Raw genomic sequence first — 23556 nt, forward strand, 5'->3', positions numbered from 1 at the left:
GTGGAAGAATGCGGGCGCGTCCCCCGGGGATCGCGAGCGCAGCGGAGGAGATGAGGACACGGTGCCAGAGCAGGAACCCAGCGCGGCCGAGCGCGCCCGACGTGCCGCCGAGGCGGCAGCGGAGGCCCGCCGCGAGGCGGCTCGCCACGCCGCTGCCCGGCGTGCGGAGCAGGCTGCCCGCCGTCGGGAGGTTCCCGCCCGCCGTCCGCCGGGGACCTCGCGGGCGACGGCCCCCCCGCCGGGTGCGGCCGCCGGGGGACCTGCCCGTCCCGCGGTGACACCGGATCCCGGCCGCACCACCCCCGCCGGTCCGGTGGGCGACAGGCCCGCGCCCCGACGCGGTCGGGGTGGCGACACCGGGGACGGGACCGCGACGAGCGCCGCCGGGACTCCCGGACGGGCGACTCCGTCGACCCCGCCTGCGGGGTCGTCGCGCGACGTGTCGCGGCTGGCCCGACCCCCCGCGATCCGACGTCCGGTGCCGCCCGCCACGCGGACCGGCCGGCCGCCCGCGCCCGGCGCGCAGCCACCCGCCGCCCGACTCGGCGGCGACGTGCCAGCACGCGACGCCGGTCCGACACCGGGTGCGCCGGACCAGGGCCGCGTCACCCCGCTCGCTGACGAGGGTCCCGCCGCGACCGGACCGGCGACCACGGGATCGACGACGGCGCCGCAGGTCTCCGGGGCCCACGAGCCCAGCCGGACGAGCCCCGAGGAGACGGCGGACGAGCCGAGGGCGTCCGGGACGGCCCCCTCGGCCGGGCTCCCGGTGGACGGCCAGCGGTTGGGGGCGGCGACGGGCCAGCTCACGGATCTGCCGCCCCTCCCCGAGCCGCCAGGGCGGACCGCGCCCGGGGGCGAGGCGACGACGGACGCCGCCGGCGCCCCCCACGCAGGACCGGCGGCGCGCGCGCTCGACGGCCTGGTGCTCCCACGGCCGCCACGAGATGGCCCCGCCTCAGCGGGCACCGCACCCGACGCCGCGCCGGTCGCCGACGGGGATCCTGATTCGGCCTCACCGAGCGACGTGGCGCCCAGCGGTGCAGCAGCCGAGCCCGACGCCACGGGTGGCGCCGACGCCTCCGCCTCCCCGTCGGTCGGCCTCGCGACCGCGGACCTGCCGGTCGACCTCCCCGTGCCCGGCGACGGGGAGCCCACCGCGGGCGAGGACGACCGCCACCCGCCCGCGAACCCCGCGGCACGCACCCATGACGCCGACGCCGAGCCCGCGAAGCCCCCGTCCCCCGGGTCCGATGACCCGGCCGCCGACCCCACCGTCGACCTGCGGAGCGCGGCCGCGACGTCGGACACCGTCCGGCTCGCTCCCACCGCAGGGACCCCGGTCGCCGCCCAGGCGGGCACCCGCCCGTGGGTGCGGGCGTACCCGCCCGGGGTGCCGGAGACCTACCGGTACCCGCTGGTCCCCCTCACCCGGTTCCTCGACGACGCGGCCCAGGACTTCCCCGACACCACCGGGCTGTCCTTCCTCGGGACCGAGACCAGCTACCGCCAGCTGTCCGAGCAGGTCGACCGGCTCGGGTCGGCGCTCACCGACCTCGAGCTGTCCGTCGGGGACCGCGTCGGGATCGCGCTGCCGTGGAGCCCGCAGCTCGTCCTCGCGCTCCACGCGTGCTGGCGACGCGGCTTCGACCCGGTGGTCCTCGACCCCGACGCCCCCGGTCACGTCCTGGCCGGCGCGGTCGGACTGTCGGCCCCCCGGGTCCTGATCCTCCTCGACACCCTCTACCCGGCGCTGACCGCGCACGCCGAGCAGCTGTCGAGCGTCCGCCACGTGGTCGCCACCAACCTGCTCGACGCCCTGCCGAGCCTCCGCGCCCGCGTGCAGTCGGTCCGCATGAAGGTCCCCACCGTCGAGATCCCCGCGAGCGAGGGCGTCCTCGCCCTCCGCACCCTCCTCGAGCGCGCGGCGCCCACCGCGACCCAGGTGGACGTGGACGTCGAGTCGGCGCCGGCGATGACCGTCGTCCGCGACGGCGCGGTGACCGCGTTCACCCACCACCAGCTCCTCGTGGGCGCGTTCCAGGCCCGTCTGTGGATCCCCGACGTCCAGGCCGGCCGCGAGGTGGTGGCGGTCGCGGGCGACCCGACCGATCCGTACGGGATGGCGGCCGGCATGCTCATGGCCGTCCTGTCCGCCGGCACGGTCCTGCTGCCCGAGCCGCGTCCCGGCGGCCTGGCGCGCACGATCGACGCAGGCCGCCCGACGATCCTCGTCACCGGCGTCGAGGAGGTCCGCAAGGTCCTCGCCCCGTCCTCCCGCAAGCAGGACCTGACGTCCCTCCGCGTGAGCCTCGTGGCCGGCGCGCCCGCGGACCCGGCGGTGCGCGCCACCATGGAGCAGCGCACGGGCGGGCGGCTCCGCACGGCGGTCACCACCCCGCGCATCGCGGGCATCGCCGTCGCGGAACCCGTCTACGCGGACCCGCGTGGCACCGGTGCGGGGCTGGCCCTGCCAGACACCGACCTCCGCGTCGTCCCCGGCGACGGCCCCGCGGCCGGTCTCGCCGTCGGACCCGTCGAGGTGTCCGGCCCCCAGGTGCCAGGTGGCTGGCAGCCGCTCGGCCTGGTCGGCTGGCTCGACGACACCGGCTTCCTGACCGTCGTCGGCGACGCCGCTTCGACGGTCGTGCACGCCGACGGCGTGTCGGATCCCGCCGTGATCGCCGCGGCCGTCCGCCGCAGCCCCGGGGTGGTCGACGCGTCGGTGCGGACGGAGTTCACCGACGGCGCCCTCCGCCTGGTCGTGGACGCCACCGTCGCCGACGACGGGGTCACCCCCGCCCACCTCCTCGCCGGGCTCGCCGAGCGCGCCCCCGCACAGGCGCCTCCGTCGCGCTGGGACATCACCGTCGCCGCGCCGACCCCGGCTGCGGTCGCCTCCGAGCCCGCCCAGCCCGAAACCCCCCAGCCCGAGGCCGGCCAGGCGGCGGTCACCCAGACCGACGCCGACCAGCCGGACGGGCCCCGGAGGGACGACACCGAGCCGCTCGGCGGCCAGACGGTCCGCCTCGACCTCTCCGACGGGGCGGGCGCGCCCCTGGGTGAGCTGCCCGATGCCGCCTCGGAGGATGCCGCCTCGGACGATGCCACCCCGGACGATGCCGGCACCGATGACGCCGTCCACGAGGACGCGGCGCCCGATGACCCGGCGCGCGGGGGTGGGACCTGACGCTGCTAGCCTTCGCCGCCTGATGGCAGGTGCCGGCTCCGCACGGACCGCGGGCGGCGTGGACGCGCGGCCCGGGCCCGCCCGCTCCCGCGCACGCCGGGGTGACGGTGCCCGCCTGCGCCGAGAGATCCTGGACGCCACCACCCGGCTGCTGGTCGAGACCGGTGACGAGGGCGCGGTCAGCGTCCGCGCGGTCGCCGAGCGGGTCGGGGTGACCCCGCCGTCGATCTACCTCCACTTCGGGGACAAGGGCGAACTGATCTTCGAGTGCTGCCGGATGCTGATGGGACAGCTCGCCGTGCGGGTCACCGAGGCGGTGGAGGGGATCCGGGACCCCGTCGAGCGACTCCGCCTGGCCGCCCACACCTTCGTGACCTTCGGCATCGAGAACCCCGAGCCGTACCGCATCACGTTCATGTCGCCCCACCACGAGGTCCCCGACGACTTCGACATCGAGTCCTACGAGGGGACCCACGCGTTCCGCCTGCTCACCGACATGGTCGCCGACGTCCGGAGCCCCCGCGTGGCCCCCGCCGATCCGCCGCACGACGCGCCCCACCCGACGGACGAGATGTGGGCTATGGGGTTGCTCGCCGCCTTCCACGGCGTGACGTCCCTGATGGTCGCGAAGGCCGTCGAGCCGATCGACTTCCCCTGGCCCGAGGTCGGGCCGCTCGTCGACCACCTCCTCGACGTCCACCTCGCCGCCATGACCGCGGGGGCTGCGGGTGGGGTCGCGCCATGAGCGCCCCTCCGCGCGTGCTGCTCGTCGACAACTACGACAGCTTCACCTACAACATCGCCCAGGAGATGGGGGAGCTCGGCGCCGCGGTGGAGGTGGCGCGCCACGACGCGTTCACCCTCGACGACGTCGAGGCCGACGCGCCCGACGGGATCGTCATCTCACCCGGTCCCGGCGTCCCGGCCGACGCGGGGATCTCGAACGACGTGATCCGCCGGTTCGCGGGCGAGATCCCCCTCCTCGGCGTCTGCCTCGGCCACCAGTGCATCGCCGAGGTCTACGGCGCCACGATCGTCCCGGCGCCCGAGCTGGTCCACGGCAAGACCTCCGCGATCCACCACGACGCGCGCGGGGTGTTCAGCGGCCTCCCCCAGTCCTTCGACGCGACGCGGTACCACTCCCTCGTCGCGGACCCGGCCACGATCCCCGACGAGCTGGTCGTCACCGCGCGGACCGGTCCGGGTTCGGCCCACCCCGACCTCATCATGGGGGTGCGCCACGCGACCCTGCCGGTGGAGGGGGTCCAGTTCCACCCCGAATCGATCCTCACCCGCGTCGGGATGACCCTGCTCGGCAACTTCCTGGCGAGCCTGCCGGTCCGGATCGGCTGACCGACCGCTACTCCCCGGGCGGGGTCGGCGGGGTCGGCGGCTGGGCCGGACCGGGAGTGGGCGTCGGCGTCGGGGTGGGTGGCGGCGTCGGCGTCGGTTGCGCGGTCGGCGTCGGCTCGGGCTCGTCGGTCGGCTCGGGCTCGTCGGTCGGCTCGGGATCCGGCGGGGGGGTCTCGGTCGGCTCCGGCGTCGACAGCGTGATCGTGACCAGCGATCCGATCTCGACCGGCTCGCCGGCCTCGGGGTCGCTGCGGATCACCCGTCCCTCACCGACCTCGCTCGCGTCGGTCCGCACGTCGACCAGCGCGCACACCGGCTCGCCCGGCTCGCGGCCGCAGGCGTTCTCGATCTGCTCGCGGGCCACCTCGGCGGTCAGGTCGACGACGAAGGGCATCTGGAACGTCTGCTGCCCGGCGGAGACGACGAGCGTGACGCTGCTGCCCTCCTCCACCTGGCTGCCGGCGCCCGGCTGGGTGCGCAGCGCGAGCCCCTCCTCCACCTGGTCGTCCTCGTCGGTGATGACCTCCTCGACGACCAGGCCCGCGGCCTCGAGCGTCTCCTCCGCCTCCGCCTGGGTCAGGTCGGCGACGTTCGGGATCACGACCGTCCCACGACCCGAGGAGAGGGTGAGGGTCACCGTCGAGCCGGCGTCCACGGTGGTCCCCGGCGGCGGGTCGCTCGCGAGGACCGCCCCCGGCGGCGCCTCCGGGTCGGACTGCGCCGGCCCGAACGCCGGCTGCAGCCCGAGGTCGACCAGGATCTCCTGGGCCTGCTCCTGATCGATCCCGATGATGCTGGCGGGGATCTCGACCTGGGCGAGGTCCTCCTCGTCGCCGTCGGTCACCGTGGTGAACAGGTACACCGCGATGCCGACCAGCGCGAGGATCAGCACGACCAGGAAGGCGTAGGCGACGATCCGCCCGGTGTTCGGCCCCTCGTCGGCGTAGTAGCGCTCAGGCTCGGCGGTCGTGGTGGTCCGGGTGGCGACCAGCGTCGGGTCGTGCGGCGCGGCGGCACCGGCGGCCTGGCGCGGGATGGCCTGCGTCGCCGCGTACGCCGCGGTCGGGCTGGTGGACACCTGCTGGCCGGCGACGGCGCGGTGCAGGTCGTCGGCCATCTCCCGCCCGGTCTGGTAGCGCTGGGCCGGGTCCTTGGCGAGGGCCTTCAGGACCACGGCCTCGAGCTGCGGGGAGATCTCGGGGTTGATGCTGCGCGGCTGCGGCGGCGCCTCGCTGACGTGCTTGTAGGCCAGGGTCACCGCCGACTCGCCCGTGAACGGCTGCTGGCGGGTCAGCATCTCGAACAGCACGCAGCCGAGGGCGTAGATGTCGGTGCGCCCGTCGACGCGCTGGCCCTGCGCCTGCTCGGGCGCGACGTACGCGGCCGTGCCGAAGATCGACGACGTCTGCGTGATCGACTCGACGTTGACCGCGCGGGCGATCCCGAAGTCGGTGACCTTCACCCGCCCGTCGTCCCCGATCATGATGTTGCCTGGTTTGATGTCGCGGTGGACGATGCCGCGCTCGTGGGCGAAGTGCAGGGCCTGGGCGGCCTCCGCGGCGATCTCCGCGGCGCGTCGGGGCAGGACCCCCTCCCGCTTGAGGATCTCCCGCAGCGTCCGGCCGGCGATGTACTCCATCACGATGTAGGGACGGCCGGCGTCCGAGCCGGTGTCGTACACCCCGACGACGTTCGGGTGGTTGAGCGCGGCGGCGGACTGCGCCTCCCGCCGGAACCGCTCGACGAAGGAGTCGTCGCCGGCGTAGCGCTCGTGCAGCATCTTGATCGCGACCTGGCGATCGAGGACCTCGTCGTACGCCAGCTCGACGTCGGCCATCCCACCCTGGCCGAGCAGACCGCGCAGGACGTAGCGGCCGGCGACCACTCGCCGGTCCTGTCCGTCAGTCGTGCTCACAGCACCATGCCTTCCATCCACGAGCAGCTCGCCTAGGTGGCGAGCGCTGCTTCCAACACCGTACGGGCGATCGGCGCCGCCACGCCGCCACCGGTCCCGCTCTCACCCGCGTCGCCCCCGCCCTCGACCACGACGGCCACGGCCACCCGGGGTTCGTCCGCCGGCGCGAAGCCGATGAACCACGTGTCCGGCGGCTCGCCGTCGCCCTGCTCGGCGGTCCCCGTCTTGCCGGCCACCTGCACGCCGGGGACCTGGGCGTTCGAGCCGGTGCCGTCAGCGACGACGCCGACCATCATGTCCGTCAGCGCCTCCGCGGTCGCCGGGCTGATCGCCACACCCGATGCGCTGGCCTGCGTCGCCCGCGCCTCCGCGGGGTACTGGCGGACGGTGCGGCCCGCGAAGTCCTGCACCTCGGTCACCAGGCGGGGGCGCATCATCACCCCGTCGTTGCCGATCGCGGCGGCCACCAGGGCCATCTGCAACGGCGACACGCGGACGTCGCGCTGGCCGATCGCGCTCTGGGCCGTCTGCGGCGGGTCGAGCTCCTTCGGGATCCGGCTGGTGGCCGTCGGCAGGTCGAACTCGAGGTCGGCGTTCAGGCCGAACGCCTCCGCGGTCTCGATCAGGGCCTGCGCGCCGAGGTCCAGGCCGATCTGGCCGAAGGTCGTGTTGCACGAGACCTCGAGGGCCCGTCGGAGCGACACGGTCCGCCCGTCGCCGCACGACCGCCCGCGGGCGAAGTTCCCGATCTGGGCCTCGGTCTGGGGCAGGTCGAGGAAGGGCGGGTCCGGGTAGGTGTCGGCGGGCGTCACCCCGCGCTCGAGCGCCGCGGCGGCCGTGATCACCTTGAACGTCGATCCGGGCGCGTACAGCTCGCTGGTGGCGCGGTTGAGCCGCGGGTTCGACGGGTCCGCCTCGAGCGCCTCCCACGTCTCGCGGATCTGCGCGCCGTCGTGGCTCGACAGCAGGGTCGGGTCGTAGGAGGGACTCGACACCATCGCGAGGACGTCCCCGGTGCGGGGGTCGAGCGCGACGACCGCGCCGGTCTGGCCGGCCAGCGCCTGCGCCGCGGCGGCCTGCACCTGCGGGTCGATCGAGGTGACGACCGTGTCGCCCTGGCGCTCGCGGCCCTGCAGCGCGTCCCCCAGGTTGCGGAACAGCGCCTCGGGCGAGGAGCCCTGCAGGAAGTCGTTGTAGCGCTGCTCGAGCTGGCTGCGGCCGAAGATGAAGGAGTGGAAGCCGGTGACGTGCGCGTACAGCTCCGGCTCGGCGTACTCGCGCAGGAAGCGGAGCTGGTCGTCGGTCTCGCGGGAGCTGGCGATCGTCTGCTGGGCGCCGCCCCGCCCCACGGTGATCGACCCGCGTCGGATGTCGTACTCCGCCAGCAGCTGCCGGCGGTTCCGGGGATCCTCCGCCAGGTCGTCGGCGCGGATGACCTGCAACCAGTTGAGGTTGAGGAACAGCAGGCCGAAGAGGACGAACACGGTCCAGGCCGTGCGGCGGATGGAGCGCGTCACGGCCCGGTCGCCACCCCGGCGAGCGCGGCGGATGCCGCCCGACGGCCCTGCGCGCGCCGGGCGCCGCTGATCAGCACCAGCAGGGCGATCAGCACGTAGTTGGCGAGCAGGCTCGACCCGCCGTAGGAGACGAGCGGCAAGGTGATGCCGGTCAGGGGGATCAGCCGGGTGACGCCGCCGACGATCACGAAGACCTGGAGCGCGAACACGAACGTCAGACCGGCTGCGAGCAGGCGGCTGAAGTCGTCCGGCGCGCGGAGCGCGATGACGAACCCGCGGCCGACGAGCAGGAAGTAGAGGAGCAGGATCGCGGTGGTGCCGAGCAGCCCGAGCTCCTCGCCGATCGCGGCGAAGATGAAGTCGGTCGGCACGTCGGGGATGAGCTCGGGGTTGCCGCGTCCCCAGCCGACCCCGGCGACCCCGCCGGTACCCAGCGCGAACAGGGACTGGACCAGCTGGAAGCCGGCGCCCTGGGCATCGGCGAACGGGTCGAGCCAGATCTCGACGCGGGTCTGGACGTGGCTGAACGCCGTCCAGCTGAGGAACGCCCCGCCGCCGAAGAGCAGGCCCCCGACCGCGACGTAGGCGACCCTGCCGGTCGCCATGTAGAGCATCGCGACGAAGATGCCGAACACCAGCAGGCTCAGGCCGAGGTCCCGCTCGAAGACGAGCACCCCGAGCGACACCCCCCAGGCGACGGCGACCGGTCCGAACGCCCGTGCCGGCGGCACGTGGAGCGGGCCCAGTCGTGACGTCGCCGCGCTCAGGAGCGCCCGCTTCTCCGCGAGGTAGCTGGCGAAGAAGACCACCAGGCCGATCTTGGCGAACTCGCCGGGCTGCAGGCTGAACCCGCCGGGGATGCGCAGCCAGATGCGGCTCCCCCGCCCGAAGTCGGTGCCGAGCACCGGCAGCAGCGGCGTCATCAGCGCGATGACGGCACCGAGGCCGATGAGGTACCGGTAGCGGTCGAGCACCGTGTGGTCCCGCAGGAGCAGCACCGTGCCGCAGAACAGGCCGATGCCGACCATCGTCCAGATCGTCTGCAGCGGCGCGAGCGCGTTGTCGGCGGCGAGCGCGTGGTCGATGCGGCGGACCATGACCAGCCCGATGCCGTTGAGCAGGAACGCGATCGGCAGCAGCAGCGGGTCGGCGTGGGGGGCCAGGCGGCGGACGACGATGTGCGCCGCGGCGGCCAGCGCGACGAGGACCCCGCCGTAGGCCGCGAGGTCCGCGGGGATGGCCGGCTCGCGCGCCAGGTTGACCAGCACGTAGGCGCTGAGGGTGATGATGATCGCCAGGATCAGCAGCGCCAGCTGCGCGCCGCCACGCCGCCTGCCCTGCGGGGACCGCGTCGCGGCCGACCGGCCGGTCGCGTCAGCCATCGGATGCGGTGCCGTCCGAGGGGTCGGGTTCGGGCGTGACCTTCTCCTCGGTCGCGGGCTCGGTGGCCGACTCCGTCGCCGGGACGTCCGTCGCGTCCTCGACCGGTTCGTCCCCGTCCACCTCGTCGACGGCGGGCAGCAGGACCTGGCGGACGTGCGCGGCCGCCTCCGCCTCGGTCGAGAAGCTGATGCCGTCCTCGAGCCCCGGGTGCAGCCGCTCGGGCAGGTCGTCGAGGGTGAAGGGCTGCTCCTCCACCAGGGTCGACAGCCCGATGCCGAGCAGGTCGCCCTGTATCCCCCGGTAGATCCCGACCTGGCCGTCGTCGCCCACCCCGACGAAGTACTGGCGGCTGAGCAGCAGGTAGGCGCCCCCGACCAGCACGGCGAGGACGATCAGCACCCCGACGACGACGGCGGCGATCCGGCGGCCCCGGCCACCCCCGGAGTCGCGGTCGCCGTCGTCGACCACGCCGCGCGCGATGTCGGGGTCGCCGTCGCTCAGCTCGGCCAGGCGTCGCGCGTCGAGGGTCGAGGGCTCGCCCAGCTCGGCGGTGGCGTCCTCGTCGGACGTCGCCCGCGGCACCTGCTCGACGGGCGCAGGGGCCGGTCCCTCCCCCTCCACCCGCAGCAGGACGCAGGTGATGTTGTCCGGCCCGCCGCCGGCGTTCGCCGCGTCGATCAGGCGCTGGCAGGCGATGTTGCCGTCCGACTCGGTCTGCAGGATCTCGGCGATCAGCGCCTCGGACACGGGACCGGTCAGCCCGTCGGAGCACAGCAGGATCTGATCGCCCGGCATCAGCTCGAGCGGCTGGGCCATCACGTCCACCTCGATGGCCGACTCGACGCCGATCGCCCGCGTGATCACGCTGCGCTGGGGGTGGGTGGCCGCCTGCTCCTCGGTCAGCCGCCCGTCCTTGACCAGCTCGTTGACCAGGGTGTGGTCCTCGGTCAGCATCTCGAGCATGCCGCTGCGCAGCAGGTAGGCACGGCTGTCGCCGACGTGGGCGAGGTGCAGCCGGCGCCCGCGGACCATCACGGTGGTGAGGGTCGTGCCCATGCCCCGGAGGTCGGGGTCCGCGGTGGCCTTCTCGATCACCAGGTGGTTGGCCTCGCGCACCGCGTCGGCGAGGGCCTCCGTCGCGGCGGTCGGGTCCCGGAACTCGGTGCCGTCGATGGCCTGGAGCGGACCGATGGCCGCGGCCGAGGCGACCTCGCCGGCGGCGTGCCCGCCCATCCCGTCGGCCACGGCGAAGACCGTGCGGCCGACCATGAGGTTGTCCTCGTTGATCTCGCGGAACAGCCCCTTGTTGGTGTCGCCGAAGGCGTGGACCGTGAAGCTCATAGCCCGCTCATCGTCTGACCTCGACGCTCGTGCGGCCGAACGAGATCTGGTCGCCCGCGCGGAGCGGTGTCGGAGCCGTCAGGCGGACGGCGTTCAGGTAGGTGCCGTTGGTCGAGCCCTCGTCGATCAGCGTCCAGCCATCGCCGTCGGTCTCGATGCGGGCGTGGAAGTCGCTGGCGTACGGGTCGCTCAGCACGACCGTCGCCGTCTCGTGGCGGCCGAAGGTCACCTGGCGACCCTCCTCGAGGGGCAGCACGCGCGGCGCGCCGTCGGGGGCGTGGATGACCAGCTCGCGCGGCGTGGCGCGACGTTGCTTGGCCGGGCGGCTCCGGGCCGGTGCCGGAGCGGGCGCCGGGCTGGTCGGCGCGGCGACGTCCCGGATGACCCACCGCACCGCCCGCGCCACGAAGGCGTACAGCAGGACCAGGAACAGCGCCTGGAGGACGGTGAAGACGATCGGCGGCACGTCACTGCCCACTGAGCAGGAAGGTGAAGGTCACGTCGCCGACCTCCAGCCGGTCGCCGGGCTTCACCTCGCTGACCTGCACGGGCTGTGCGTTGACCCGGACCCCGTTGGTGGACCCCAAGTCGGTGATCGTCCACCGGTCACCCTCCTGCTGCAGCTTCGCGTGGCGCCGGGACACGCCGGCACCGGTCAACGTGATGTCGCACTCGGGCAGCCGCCCGAGGACGACCTGGGAGTGTTCCACGGGGAACACCTTGCCGGCATCCGCCCCGTCCACCGCGCGCAGCACCGGGCGGGCCGCCGGACCCGCGGGCGCGGCGGTGGACACGGCAGGCTCGGCAGCCGGGGGCCGCGGGGCGGGCTGGGCGGTCGGGGGTGACGCGGGCATCGGCGGCGGGCCCTGTCGACTCGACGACGGTGCGCCCGTCCCCGGCGCCTCGCTCTTGCCGCGCAGCTCGAAGGTGCCGACGCGGATGTCGTCGGAGCGCTCGAACTCGATCCGGATGGGTCCCTGGGTGCGCCACCCCTTCTCGTCCGCGGTGCGGCGCGCCACGTCCGCCAGCTCGCGCTGGAGGGACCGGGTGAACCCGCTGAACCGTTCGATGTCGGACTGGGAGAGGGTGAAGCGGTAGACGTTCGGGACGTACACCGCGTCGACGCCGACGTGCTGGTAGTCGGCCTCGTAGCGCTGGATGGCCTTGGCCAGCTCGACGGGTTGCAGTCCGGAGCGGAAGGCGCGCGCGAAGAAGCCCTCCACCGCGCCTTCGAGGCGCTTCTCGAAGTCCCTCAGGATGCTCATAGATCTCCGTCACCACGGGCGTCGGCCCGGTCGTCTCCGCAGGGAGTCTACGGTTCGCGTCGCACCGCAGCGGGCTGTCCGACCGCAGGTGTGCACGGCGCCGTCGGGGGTCAGGGACCGGGCCAGTCGCGCAGGACCCGCACGGCGCTGACGCGGTCGCCGGACAGGCCGAAGAGGACCCCGAACGACCCGCCGGCCTCGTCGGTCAGGGCGACCAGGACCTGCTGGTCGCTGAGCAGCACGTCGGACACCTCCGCCGGCCGCAGGTCGATCACCCGGCTGACGTGCGCGGCCGCGTCGGCGGCGTCGAGCGTGATCGTCAGGTGGTCGCCGGCCGGCTCGTCCACGGCGACCTGCTCGGCGAACCCCCGCTGCAGCACGTCCCAGCGGCGGCGGGCGATCGCGCTGCTCAGCCGGGCGGCGACGGGTTGGGAGGAGGGCCGCACCGAATCCGAGCGCCGGACGTGCATGGCCAGCACCTGCTCGACGTCCCACCCGGCGACCACGGCCGGCTCGATGCCGACGACCATCGTGAACAGCGCCCGCCGCAGCACGGTCGCGTAGGGGTCCTCCAGATCCGCGATCACCCGGTCCCACGCGCCGGCCAGGTCGTCACCGATCCAGTGGACCAGCAGCATCGCCGGGAGGTCGTGCCGGCGTGCCTGCAGCCAGATCCACTCCTCGCGGATCGACGCGTCGTTGAGGAACTTGGTGTGCGGTCCGGCGAGGTCGCCGAACTCGATCTGCTCGAGCAGCTCCCGGACCGCCCCGATGCCCTCGTCGGGGACGGGGAGGGCGAACATGGTCTGCGCCCCGGCGGAGGCCGTCGCCCGGGTCGTCGTGCCGCTCAGCACCTCCGGCTCGGGGAAGGCGAACCCGTCGGCGGGCTGGCCGTGGAACGTGCGCAGCACGGTGTCGACCAGCCAGCGCTCGTGGGTGGACGGTCGGCGCCCGTCGCACACGGCGGTGGCGGCATCGACGTCGTCGCAGTCCCACAGCGCGAGGGTGAGGGGCGGGGTCCCGGCCCCGGTCTGGGTCCACACCCGCTCGCGGAAGATCCCCCGCTCCAGCAGGAACGCGCGGTGCGCCCGCGCCCCGGTCTGGGGCAGGGCGGTGGCGGCCTCGTGCCAGGCCGACCGCTGGTCGGCGACGAGGGGCAGCGCGAAGGCGAATCGGGGCATGCGGGCACAGAGCGGTCGGCGGCGGTGGTCGGGCCAACTCTAGGGGCCGGCCACCGCCCACCGCGTGCCCAGAACGGGCCAGATCCGCCGGCGCACCGGTGCTCCGCTGTGGCTAGTCACCGGCGGCCGGCTCGGGGTGGGTGCCGTGGGGGCGTCGGGGTGCACCCGTTCTGGCATGCTCCTCCGGTGCGTCGACTCCTGATCGCGGTCACGGTCGGATCCCTCGCCCTGGCCCTGCTCGGCGTGGCCCCGGCGGCCGGGCAGCCCACCGCGCCGCGGTTGCGGGGCGACGCCGCATCGATCCTGCCCCCTGGGAACTCCGGCTTCGTCAGCGCGGCCGGCCAGGCGTCCGGCGCGGCTGGCGGGAGCTACGGCCCGAACCTCGACGACCAGTCCGAGCGGTACTGGGGGCTGGACGGGTACTCCGGGCACGGCTTCGCCGACCCCGCCGACGCCGTCCGCGTCGAGGAGCCCGCCGACGGCGTGACGATCTACTGGGACTCCCACGCGGTCCCCGCGATCTACGCCGACTCCGGCCGGGACGTGTGGTTCGGGGCCGGCTACGCCGTCGCCGAGCTGCGCCTGTTCCTGATGGACGCCGTCCGGCGCATGGCGCGGGGGACCTTCGCCGAGCTGACCGGTCCCTCGGGCGTCCCCGCGGACGTCCAGGCGCGGGTGCTCGGCTACACCGACGCCGAGTACGAGGCGATGTTCGCCGCCCTGTCCGACGAGGCGCGCGACGCCGTCGAGGGCTACGTCGACGGCGCCAACGCCTGGCGCGAGCGGGCGATCGCCGACCCGACCCTGCTCCCCGCCGAGTACGCCCTGCTGACCACCGTGCCCGAGCCCTTCGACGTCATCGACGTGCTGGCGAGCGGGGTGTTCATCACCCGGTCCGTCGCCTCCGAGGGCGGCCAGGAGATGGGCAACGTCGCCCTGCTGCGCGAGCTCGAGGCGACCTACGGCGTCGAGGCGGGTCGCGGGGTCTTCACCGACTTCGTGTGGGACACCGACCCCGCCGCGGCCGTGACCGTCCCGCGCGCCGAGGGGGTGTTCACCGGCGGGGCAGCCGGCGATCCCGCGGCGGCGTTCGACGCGATGGCGGACTGGGCCGCGACGCTGCCGCTGTCCCTCGCCGAGGGTCCCGGGACCGGCGATCACCCCGAGCCGGCGTCGCTCGACGTCGGTGCGGCCGTGCCGACCGTCGCCGATGCCGGCGCGGTCCTGACCGCCCGGGCCATCGCCCAGCTCGCCGCGTTCCGGGACTCGATCCGCGGCGGGTCGATCGGTGTCGCGATCGGGCCGCGCCTGACCGCCGAGGGCGGCGCGATGCTGCTGAGCGGCCCGCAGCTGGGGTACTCATACCCCTCCCTGCTGGTCGAGCTCGAGGTCCACGGCGGCGGCTACGACGCCCGCGGCGCCAGCGTCCCCGCCCTCCCGGTCGTGGGGATCGGCTACACCGACTCGGTCGCCTGGGCGCTGACGACGGGCTTCTCGAAGACCATCGACAGCGTCATCGAGACCGTCCGGGGCGGGGGCGACGCCGGGCCCCTCGAGGTTCTCCACGACGGCGAGTGGGTGCCCGCGGACTGCCGCGAGGAGGTCGTGGGCTACCGCGAGGCGGCGATGGGCCTGCCCCTCACACCCGCCCTGCGCAGCGAGGCCGTCGAGGTCTGCCGGACCGTCCACGGCCCCATCGTCGCGACCGAGGAGGGGGAGGGGGAGCGCCTCGCCCGCGCCGTCCAGTACCACATGTGGGCGAGGGAGCTCGAGACGGTCGAGGGCGTGCTGGCCTGGAACCGCGCAGACGACCTCGAGGACTTCGCCGCCGGCGTCCGCCAGGTCACGTGGAACGAGAACGCCATCTACGCCGACGCCGACGGCCACATCGCCTACTGGCACCCGGGCCTGCACCTGCAGCGCCCGGAGGGGAGCGATCCGCGCCTGCCCCTCCCCGGCGACGGGTCGATGGACCTCGGCGCGCCCCTGCCGTTCGAGGCCCTGCCGCAGGTCGTCGACCCGGTCCAGGGCTTCGTCGCGAACTGGAACAACTCCCCGGCGCACGGCTGGCCCGGCGGGGTCGGGATGGGCTACGCCTCGCGTCCGCCCGGGCCGGTCCAGCGCGTCGTCAACGCCGCCGAGCTGGCCACGTCGACCGACGACCACACGCTGCAGACCCTGGCCGACCTGGAGGTCGAGGCGGGGCTGCGCGACGTCCGGGCGGGCGCGTTCCTGCCGTTGGTGCTCGCCTCCCTCGAGGGATCTGACGGGCGGCTCGCCGAGGTGGCCGACCTGCTCGAGGGGTGGAACCGCCGCCACCACGACCCCGCGGGCGCGCCGTCGCTGTACGCCGGTCCGGGCGGCACCTCCGTCGACGGCACGGACGGGCCTGCGCCGACGGTCTTCGACGCCATCGTCGACGCGCTGCTCGTCGAGCTGTTCGCCGACGTGCCCGAGGACCTGGTCAGCCGCCAGCGCAGCGTCGCCAGCCACGTCTACGACGCGAGCCCGGTGCACAACCTGGCGCTGCGGGTCCTCGACCCCACGTCGTCGGGGCTGACCCCCTCGATGGACTACACCGGCGGCCGGTCGGCTGAGGAGGTGGTCCTCGACGCGGTGGAGTCGGCCCTCGCATCCCTGGCCGAGGTCCACGGATCGGACGACCTGGACGCCTACCGGCGCCCGACCGCGACGTCGGAGGTCGAGTCGCTGACCGGCGTCGTCGGTCCCTCCTCGACCCAGCCGTACATGGACCGCGGTTCCTACGTGCACCTCGTCGCGTTCGACCCGCCTGCAGAGCTCGCCGTCGAGCGGGCCTGGGGGAGCGAGCGGATCGGGACGTCGGTGGACGCCTCCCGGCTGGCCCACCTGGACGGTGCGGCGACCGTCGTCGTGGCCTCGGCGCAGGACTTCCCCGACGCGTTGGCGGCCGCGCCGCTCGCGGCGGTGGATGGTGCGCCGATCCTGCTGGTCGGGACGACCCTGCCGGAGGTCGTGGCCGAGGAGGTCGTCCGGTTGGGGGCGACGCGGGCGGTCGTGGTGGGCGGTCCGGCCGCGGTGCCCCACGCGGTGGTGGCCGGCCTGGAGGCGCTCGACGTCACCGTCGAGCGGGTGGCCGGACCGGACCGCGTGGCGACGGCCGCGGCGGTGGCCCGACGGGTCGGGGCGGGGGAGGGGGTGGGCGCCTACGTCGTGTCGGGTGAGGCGTTCGCTGACGCGCTCGCCGTCGGTGGGGTCGCGGCGCGGACCGGGACGCCGATCCTGCTGACCGGGTCCGGGGAGCTGTCGCCGGCCACTGCCGCGGTGATCGACGAGCTCGGGATCACCTCCACGGTGGTCGTGGGCGGGGAGGCGGCCGTCGGGTCGTCGGTGGCTGCGGCCCTGCCCGCTGCCGAGCGGGTCGCTGGCACAGACCGGTACGCGACGGCGGCCGAGGTGCTGGCGCACGCGCGGGCGAGGGGGGTGGGCTTCGGGACGGTGGTGCTGGCGACCGGCGCGGACTTCCCCGACGGGCTGACCGCCGGGGCGGGGGCCGCGGCGGTCGACGGGGTCGTCGTGCTGGTCGACGGGTTGGCGGTGGGCAACCCCGGCCCGGCCTTCGACGTGGCACGCAGCCAGCGCGCCTCGGTCGAGCGCCTCGTCGTGCTGGGCGGCAGGGCGGTGGTGGCTGACGGGGTGCCCGACCGGCTCCGCTGAGCCGCACGGAGCGGCCGCGGCTCAGCCGGACAGGTACTTCGCGTGGATGCGGGCCAGGGTGTTGCGCGAGCGGACCGTGGTGACCCCGATCAGGGGGTCGAGGCTCCGCCAGTCCAGCGCGGCGCGGCCCACGCCGTCGCGGGGCAGCCACAGGATCTCGCGGTCGAGGACGGCCAGTCGGTCGGCGGCCGTGGACAGGGCGGTGACCGCCTCGGCCCCGGGTCCGTCGAGGGGCTCGCGGAGCAGGATGACCTGCGGGGCCGCCACCGCCGCCTCCACGGCGGGGGGCTCGAACACGTCGGCGCCGACGATGGCCTCGATCTCCTCGGCGGTCCTGATGAAGACCTCCGAGGCGAACCCGAGCCCCTCCTCGAGGGCCGTCTCGAGAGCCCTCGTCGCCTGGTCGGGGGACCGGTCACCCGCGTCCACCACGAGGTTCCCGCTGGCCAGGAAGGTCGCGGGATCGGCGAACCCGGCATCGGTGGCCACGCGGCGGAGGTCGTCGTTCGTGACCCGCCGGCCACCGACGTTGATGGCGCGCAGGAACGCGGTCAGGCGGGGCATGTGCGCAGGTCTATCCGATCCGCCACCGCACAGCCACCGACCGCCGTCAACGGATCAGCACGACCACCGTCGCCACCAGCCCGAGGAGCACGATCGCGCCGGCCATGGCGGCGATGCGGGGCCGGTCGCGGGCAGGCGCGAGGGCCAGGCCGCTGTGGAGCACCCCGGTGATGAGTCCGATCGCCGCGCCCAGCACCAGCCCCGTCGCCAGCTGATCCACCAGGACGCCGACGACCGAACCGACGGCGGCGCCGATCACCAGGGCCGCGCCGTGCCACCGGCCCCAGGTCGCCTGCGAGCTGCCGTCGGCGCTCATGCTGCGGTCACCGGGGTGAGGTGGCTGTGGATCTGCTCGGCCCACGCCCGGATCGCGTCGCGGTCCCGGAAGTCGCCGTAGGGCGCGCGGACGGCCTTGACGACCATGCGCTCGGCCAGGCTGAGGTCCTCGCGGCGGAGGCTGCCGGCGAACGTGCGGTGCTCGACCGGGTGGATCCGCTCGACCATCGCCGACGCGTCGGCCGGCTCCTCGGCGGGCGTGGGCGGGTCGCCGAGCGGACCGCTCGAGAACAGCCACACCGGGATGGTCGTACCCGCCGCGGCGAGCCGCTCGACGAGGTCCTTCGCGTCCGCGAGCCACCGACCGGCGTAGATGGCGCTGCCGACGACGATGCCGTCGACGTCGGTGAGGTCGCCGACCGCCCTCGGGAGGGGACGGTCGACATCCGCGCCGAGCTCCTCGAGGCGCCCCGCGATCACCTCCGCGATCCCGTCGGTCGATCCGTGCTTGCTGGCGGCGGTCACGACGATGCGCATCTGCGGCTCCTGTCCCGAGGCGGTCGTCCTCGCAGGATCCGCCTGCGGGGAGGGGCGGGTCAGGGCCGATCGTCGGCGATGTCCGGGGACCTTCGTCCCCGCCGGGGCGTCACTCCACGGTCAGGTCGATCGCGGCGGAGGAGTCGCCCTGCGCACCGGACCAGGTCAGCCAGAGGGTGTGCTGGCCCGGTTCGAGACCGCTGACGTCGACGATCCAGATCCCCGGGTTCTCCGGGGTGACGGGCAGGGGGAGGCGGTCGACACCGGCGGAGTCGTCATCGGTCAGCGGTGGTGAGATCTCGGCCCCGAGCTCGCCCTCCGGGTAGGTGACGACGATGCGGGCGTCGGCGGTGAGCTCCTCACGCGAGCCGGGGAACCCGTCCGAGCACACACCGCTCTCCTCTGTGGTCCAACAGGAGGTGTAGGGCTCGGCGACCACGTCGTCGGCCTCCGCGCTGACCCCGAACGGGGGTGCGGTCTCGGGGTCGCCGGCGCCGCTGCCGTCGTCGCCGATCCCGCCATCGGGTTCGACCGGGATCGGGGTGTCGCTGCCGACCGGGCTGCTGGAGGTGCCGATCCCGCCGTCCGGTTCGACCGGGATCGGGGTGTCGGCGTCGGACGGGGTGTCCCCGATCCCGCCGTCGGGCTCGACCGGGATGGGCGCCTCGCTGTCCGGTTCGGTCACCGGGTCGGTCGGGTCACCGCCGGCACCCACGTCCGTGGCCGAGCCGGCGCAGCCGGCCCCGGCGAGGGCCAGGACGAGGAGCAGGGCGAGGAGGGGGAGGGGGGTGCGCATCGTGGTCAGGTGTCCTTCGTGGGGTGGGTCGCCAGGGTGTGACGCGCCGACGGACCCCAGGGTTCCCGACGACCGGACGGTTGGCCGCTCTCAGGACGTCCCGCTACACTCCGCGTTCCTCAAAGGCCACGGGCGAGTGGCGGAATTGGCAGACGCGCACGGTTCAGGTCCGTGTGTCTTCGGACATGGGGGTTCAAGTCCCCCCTCGCCCACCACCACCTCCAAACCACATCTGACCTGTGGATATGGGCCCGAAGCGGGGGCTCGGCGAGGTCGCGTGTCGCTGCGGCGCGGGGCTCCCTTGACCAACTCATGACCAACCTTGACCAACTGCGGTTGTGAAACGGGGTGGGATTGACGGTTCCGCCGTGGGCGTCGCGGCGTCGTCAGCGGCCGGGCGATCGGGGGGCCGTCGGCGGGTCGGGCGCGGGGTGTCCACCGGCCGAGTTCGCTGCCCACAGATGTGGGGGCGTGGGTCGTGCGGCGGCCGTCGGGTTGAAGAGCGCCTCGACGATGATTGTTGGCGGCCATGTGGTCGTCGTCGGGCACGACGTGGGCGTAGCTGGCGTCGGAGTGGCCCAAGCGGTTGGCAACGACGTGGACCGGGACTCCTGGGTGAGCATGAGCGCGGCATCCCAGTAGCGCAGCCCGTGCACGTTGATGGGCGGCGGCGCAGTCACGGACATCGATCCCGTCCGGGGTTGCCGGATCGAGTGGAGCACCCAGACCTAGACGAATGAGATCCGTGGGCACGCTCTCTGTGAGTAGCGTCCTTGCTAGCTCGGCCTTGACCGGACTCACCGTGCACAAGGTTGAAGCCGCCGTTCTTGTGGCGACATCCGTTCACGAACGATCAAGTGGACCATCGGCCGCGACGCTGCGTGGGAGGTGTCTCCCGAGCGCCTGTAGACAACTAGTCCAGGGTGGGTGGGTCAACCCCATTCTCCTCGGACCACGCCAAAACCTGTTCGTGAAGCGTGTCCACTACAGCCTGCAGTGAACCAGCTTGACTATGTTGCGCCCCCGCCAACGCGGGCCGGTGCATGGGCAGCCAACCCTTCTGTGGCGCGAATTGGTCGAATAGGAGATCGGTAAACGGACTGCCGACCTTCGGATTCACACGAGAACGGGCGTTGAACTCTTCCTCGGCGAGGGCAAGTACTCGCAGGCGCTTCTCTTCGTTCTCACGTACCGCGGGATGCACGTAAACGGTGAGGCGCCACAGCCCTTGGTGAGCCTCGTTAAGGGAACGGATCCTCCGTGAATGCAGGTCGTCCCACTCGGAGAGTTTAAGAATGCTCTGCCCGCCATTAATCAACACGCGAACGTCCGCGTCCTTATGCATCATCTTGGGCCGAGGCAGATGAATGAGGACCTGCCCTGGGTCGGCCCCGGCTAGGGCGGCGATGCGGTCCTCTAGTTCTCGCCGGGTTTGCGGCCGGGCTCCGTATCGGGCATAGAGGTCAGCGGCATCCGCAGGCAGGTCGTCTTTCACCGCTAGGAATGCGACCTTGTATAGGCGTCGTTCACGCAGTGCACTTCCGAGCTCTCGGCAGAGCGCTCGGTCGGCCGCGGACGGGGCGATGTCGATGCCGTAGGCAGCGGCCAAGTCGGGATTGGCCAAAATCTGCAGAAGGACGTCGTCGGTTAGGTCAAGAAACGCATCGTCCTGGGACTGGGGGTCATCCTCGCCCATTGCCAGTCCCAGAGCTTGAACGGCGCGACCGATCATTACGGACGCAGCGTTCTTGGCATGGTGGAAGTAGACGCGTTCCGCAAGAGTGTAACGATGCGTGAGTAGCGCGACAATCTCGGACTCTACGTCGGGCCTTGGCATACCCGCCTTGTCGATGTTGACGGCAAGGCGGCGACGGTTGAGTTCGACCGGCGTCTCTGGACCCGTGAGAGTAAGGTAATCAAGGAACCGGCGGTTAATCGTGACCGGCATCCCGCACGCCGCCAAGTCACGGGGCACGTAGTCGAGTAGGTCGGCACAGAGGGTATTCCCGACGATATCCCCAACGTACGGATACTTGAGCGCGGCTATCTCCTCGTCCGTCTTGGCTTCGAGGGTCTTGACCAAGACTTCGAATTCGTCTTGGCCGATGGTGCTTCGTAGCAGGTCACCGATGTGGCTTTCAACTAGGAGAGCTTGCATCCTGCTGGGGTTCTTGTCATGACGCTGGAGTAGCGAGAACTCGTCCTCCAGTGTGTGACCGTAGGGCACGTGGGGGAGATCGTGGAGAAGACACGCCAGTCGTGCAACCCGTCGCGCGCTGGCTTCAACTTCACCAGGTGTCGTGCGATTCCGGGCGACCGCCTGGAGCATCTCCTCGGCACGCTGCAGTGTGCCGAGCGAATGCTCGAAGCGGGTGTGCAGGGCGCCGCGGTAGACGTAGTTCGTCGTGCCCAGTTGCTTGATGCCGGCCAGTCGCTGGAACTGGGGTGAATCAACGATGGTGACTTCGGGGCCGTACAGCCTGACGGTGTCGTCCGGCGGCAGCGTGTACGTCTTGACGCGCTCCCGGACCTCCGAGTCTATCGACAGGTCGCTATAGGGATTGACCGGCAACAACTTGGACATGTGAACCCTCCCGGCGAACGCGTGCCCTCACTGTAAAGCACTCACAACCCGCTAGGTGGGGCCGATGGCCGCACGTTCGGCAAATGACGGTGGGACCGACCTGCGTCAGTGCGGGGCCAAGTCCGAGACGGGCTGTCTGCGCAGCCACGGTGAGGGCCGGCGCCGCACGAGCGCCCGAGAGATCGGCCAGGAGTTGCGCCGGAAGCAGCAACTCGTGGCCGAACCAGTCGGCGAGCCACTCCTCCGCCAACGAGCTAGCCCAGGGCCACCGCCCACGCGACAGCAAGACGTGGGCCAACTCGTGTGCGAATGCGAAGAGCTGCAGGTCGCCGGGCAGCCCTTGGTTGATGACGATGCGCCCCTTCCCCAAGTGGAGGCCCCACAAGTGCGAGGCCATCCCCCGATGCTTCACGGAGACCTCCCAAGCCTCAGCCAGGGCCGGTAGCGACAAGCTGGCGGCCGCAGCGCGTACTTCAGCTGCAGCCTCGGCCAAGGTGGGGGCGAGGGGACCTAGAGCATCTGCGGTTTTAAAGCCGCACTCGGATGCTATGCTGGGTCGTGAGCTGGTCGAAAACACCTGTCTGTAGTTTACTTCGATGGACTTCACGCCTCAAGTTCTGGAGGCAGCGTGCGGCCTAGAAACCGCATACCGGACGGCGTGCCGCATCTCGGGTCGAGACTTCGGGCCCTGCGGCAAGCGGCCGCGCTATCAGGCCGTGAGGCGGCCCGCGTCTGCGGTCTCGACGAGAAGACCTTCAGGCGTCTTGAGAGTTCGCCGACGCCGAATCCGCAGCTAGCCACGCTCGTGGCTATGCAACGGGCATACGGAGTGGGATCGATCGACGAACTACTCGGGCGTTCTGCGGTCGAGCGCCTGGGTGAGGAGTGGGGCAAGGGCGAAACCGGTTCCGACGCGGCGTGAAGCGGCATGCACCAGATAATCGAACATATGTTCGTCCAAGTCAATGCACGGGCCGCGTGGAAGGCGCCAACGAACGCGGTCGCGGGCTGGCCCGCGAGGGTCGTTCAGGGAGCCGATCAGGGTTAGGCCATGATCTGTGCGACGCTGGGGGTAGGGAGATGGAGCCCACGAGAGCTCGTCACCCCCCGATGTGTCGCCCGTCTTCAGGCCTGGCCGTGGGTGTCCTGCGCTCAGGTGTCGGGTGGAGCCTGGTGCGTCTAGCGGGTCGGGCCGGTGGGATGAAGAGCACCTCGGCGATGGCGGTGGCGGCGATCTCGTCATCGTCGGGCATGACGTGGGCGTACACGGCCAGGGTCGTGCTGGCGTCGGAGTGGCCCAGGCGGTTGGCGACGACGTGGATCGGGACGCCTTGGGTGAGCATGAGCGTGGCAGCCGTGTGGCGCAGGCCGTGCACGCCGATCGGTGGGAGGCCTGCCCGGGCTGCGGTGCGGCGCAGCGTGTTCGTCAGCCGTTGGGGGTCAAGCGACGCGCCGGTCGGGTCGGTGAAGACCGGGCCGTCGGTGACGTCCATGCCGAGCTGGGCCTGTCGGGTGCGGTGTCGCGCCAGGACCTGGACGAGGTGACCGTCAAGCGTCAGGCGTCGCCGGGCGGCGTCGGTCTTGCCATCGGTCGTGACCCGCTGCCCGCGCACGACGGTGGTCATGGTTCGCACCTCGAGGGTTGCCGCGGTGAGGTCGACGTCGTGCCAGGCGAGGCCGACCAGCTCCCCACGTCGCAGTCCGGTCGTGAGGGCCACGGTCCACATGACTTCCAGCGGATCTCATCCAGCGTCGATGTCGTGCCGGTCGCGGTCGAGGGATCGGTCAGGGTCGGCTGGTCGCCAGCCGGAGCGTCATGGACTATCTTCAACATCAGGCGTACTCCTCCCACCGGGCTGCAACCCGGCGATCTACTTCAGGACTTCGGGAGGGTACGCCGCCCTCGTTTTCAGACCTCCGATCCACAACATCTGGGTATAGCTCAGCAGGCCATCGAG

The 23556-nt window shown here is 72.8% G+C and carries 19 protein-coding genes and 1 tRNA gene; 6 read left to right on the plus strand and 14 right to left on the minus strand.

Annotated features, from left to right (window positions below; translation table 11 throughout):
- Positions 1-553: 553 nt before the first annotated feature.
- Genes ACEQ2X_RS11260 through ACEQ2X_RS11270 form a run of 3 tightly spaced genes read left to right on the plus strand, consistent with a single transcriptional unit; the run spans position 554 to position 4543 of the window.
- The gene (locus ACEQ2X_RS11260; protein WP_370325907.1) at positions 554-3190 is read left to right on the plus strand and encodes an AMP-binding protein; all 2637 of its coding nucleotides are present in this window, start codon (positions 554-556) and stop codon (positions 3188-3190) included.
- 22 nt (positions 3191-3212) lie between these two features.
- Complete coding sequence (locus tag ACEQ2X_RS11265) at positions 3213-3935, plus strand: TetR/AcrR family transcriptional regulator (protein WP_370325908.1); 723 nt, start codon at positions 3213-3215, stop codon at positions 3933-3935.
- Positions 3932-4543: an aminodeoxychorismate/anthranilate synthase component II gene (locus tag ACEQ2X_RS11270; protein WP_370325909.1), complete on the plus strand. Its 612-nt coding sequence runs from the start codon at positions 3932-3934 to the stop codon at positions 4541-4543. The genes ACEQ2X_RS11265 and ACEQ2X_RS11270 overlap by 4 nt, the downstream gene beginning before the upstream one ends.
- Positions 4544-4550: 7 nt before the next feature.
- On the opposite strand, the gene pknB is transcribed toward ACEQ2X_RS11270, so the two are convergent.
- The 7 genes from pknB to ACEQ2X_RS11305 form a co-directional block, all read right to left on the minus strand.
- Positions 4551-6458, minus strand: a complete 1908-nt coding sequence (gene pknB / locus ACEQ2X_RS11275; RefSeq protein WP_370325910.1) for a Stk1 family PASTA domain-containing Ser/Thr kinase — start codon at positions 6456-6458, stop codon at positions 4551-4553.
- A 32-nt stretch (positions 6459-6490) separates the two neighbouring features.
- Positions 6491-7975 (minus strand): peptidoglycan D,D-transpeptidase FtsI family protein, encoded by a 1485-nt coding sequence (locus tag ACEQ2X_RS11280; RefSeq protein ID WP_370325911.1) that lies wholly within the window; start codon positions 7973-7975, stop codon positions 6491-6493.
- Positions 7972-9357 carry an FtsW/RodA/SpoVE family cell cycle protein gene (locus ACEQ2X_RS11285; protein ID WP_370325912.1) on the minus strand — a complete coding sequence of 462 codons (1386 nt, stop codon included), beginning with the start codon at positions 9355-9357 and terminating at the stop codon, positions 7972-7974. The genes ACEQ2X_RS11280 and ACEQ2X_RS11285 overlap by 4 nt, the downstream gene beginning before the upstream one ends.
- Positions 9350-10699 carry a Stp1/IreP family PP2C-type Ser/Thr phosphatase gene (locus ACEQ2X_RS11290; RefSeq protein WP_370325913.1) on the minus strand — a complete coding sequence of 450 codons (1350 nt, stop codon included), beginning with the start codon at positions 10697-10699 and terminating at the stop codon, positions 9350-9352. Before ACEQ2X_RS11290 ends, ACEQ2X_RS11285 begins: the two co-directional genes overlap by 8 nt.
- Positions 10700-10706: 7 nt before the next feature.
- A complete protein-coding gene (locus tag ACEQ2X_RS11295) occupies positions 10707-11177 on the minus strand; it encodes an FHA domain-containing protein (RefSeq protein ID WP_370325914.1) in 471 nt (156 codons plus the stop codon).
- Positions 11167-11964 (minus strand): FhaA domain-containing protein, encoded by a 798-nt coding sequence (locus ACEQ2X_RS11300; protein WP_370325915.1) that lies wholly within the window; start codon positions 11962-11964, stop codon positions 11167-11169. Before ACEQ2X_RS11300 ends, ACEQ2X_RS11295 begins: the two co-directional genes overlap by 11 nt.
- 110 nt (positions 11965-12074) lie before the next feature.
- Positions 12075-13145, minus strand: coding sequence for a hypothetical protein (locus ACEQ2X_RS11305; protein WP_370325916.1), 1071 nt, complete (start codon positions 13143-13145; stop codon positions 12075-12077).
- A 186-nt stretch (positions 13146-13331) separates the two neighbouring features.
- On the opposite strand from ACEQ2X_RS11305, the gene ACEQ2X_RS11310 reads away from it, so the two are divergent.
- Positions 13332-16841: a penicillin acylase family protein gene (locus ACEQ2X_RS11310; protein WP_370325918.1), complete on the plus strand. Its 3510-nt coding sequence runs from the start codon at positions 13332-13334 to the stop codon at positions 16839-16841.
- A 21-nt stretch (positions 16842-16862) separates the two neighbouring features.
- On the opposite strand, the gene ACEQ2X_RS11315 is transcribed toward ACEQ2X_RS11310, so the two are convergent.
- From ACEQ2X_RS11315 to ACEQ2X_RS11330, 4 genes are all read right to left on the minus strand, one after another.
- Positions 16863-17405, minus strand: coding sequence for a DUF1697 domain-containing protein (locus tag ACEQ2X_RS11315; RefSeq protein WP_370325919.1), 543 nt, complete (start codon positions 17403-17405; stop codon positions 16863-16865).
- 46 nt (positions 17406-17451) lie between these two features.
- Complete coding sequence (locus tag ACEQ2X_RS11320; RefSeq protein WP_370325920.1) at positions 17452-17721, minus strand: hypothetical protein; 270 nt, start codon at positions 17719-17721, stop codon at positions 17452-17454.
- On the minus strand, positions 17718-18218 hold the full coding sequence (locus tag ACEQ2X_RS11325) for a flavodoxin domain-containing protein (RefSeq protein WP_370325921.1): 501 nt from the start codon (positions 18216-18218) through the stop codon (positions 17718-17720). The genes ACEQ2X_RS11320 and ACEQ2X_RS11325 overlap by 4 nt, the downstream gene beginning before the upstream one ends.
- Positions 18219-18327: 109 nt before the next feature.
- Positions 18328-19014 carry a hypothetical protein gene (locus ACEQ2X_RS11330; protein WP_370325922.1) on the minus strand — a complete coding sequence of 229 codons (687 nt, stop codon included), beginning with the start codon at positions 19012-19014 and terminating at the stop codon, positions 18328-18330.
- Positions 19015-19144: 130 nt separating this feature from the next.
- Between ACEQ2X_RS11330 and ACEQ2X_RS11335 the strand changes: the two genes are divergently transcribed.
- Positions 19145-19229, plus strand: a tRNA-Leu gene (locus ACEQ2X_RS11335).
- 698 nt (positions 19230-19927) lie between these two features.
- Here ACEQ2X_RS11335 and ACEQ2X_RS11340 read toward each other — a convergent pair.
- Positions 19928-21598: an HD domain-containing protein gene (locus tag ACEQ2X_RS11340; RefSeq protein WP_370325923.1), complete on the minus strand. Its 1671-nt coding sequence runs from the start codon at positions 21596-21598 to the stop codon at positions 19928-19930.
- The gene (locus ACEQ2X_RS11345; protein ID WP_370325926.1) at positions 21567-21995 is read right to left on the minus strand and encodes an ImmA/IrrE family metallo-endopeptidase; all 429 of its coding nucleotides are present in this window, start codon (positions 21993-21995) and stop codon (positions 21567-21569) included. Before ACEQ2X_RS11345 ends, ACEQ2X_RS11340 begins: the two co-directional genes overlap by 32 nt.
- A 261-nt stretch (positions 21996-22256) precedes the next feature.
- Between ACEQ2X_RS11345 and ACEQ2X_RS11350 the strand changes: the two genes are divergently transcribed.
- Positions 22257-22520: a helix-turn-helix domain-containing protein gene (locus tag ACEQ2X_RS11350; protein ID WP_370325924.1), complete on the plus strand. Its 264-nt coding sequence runs from the start codon at positions 22257-22259 to the stop codon at positions 22518-22520.
- A 178-nt stretch (positions 22521-22698) separates the two neighbouring features.
- Here the strand turns inward: ACEQ2X_RS11350 and ACEQ2X_RS11355 are convergent, their stop codons facing one another.
- A complete protein-coding gene (locus ACEQ2X_RS11355) occupies positions 22699-23325 on the minus strand; it encodes a site-specific integrase (RefSeq protein WP_370325925.1) in 627 nt (208 codons plus the stop codon).
- Positions 23326-23556: the final 231 nt, after the last annotated feature.

Origin of the sequence: Euzebya sp., from assembly GCF_964222135.1 — a bacterium.
In the GTDB taxonomy this organism is placed as follows: Bacteria; Actinomycetota; Nitriliruptoria; order Euzebyales; family Euzebyaceae; genus Euzebya.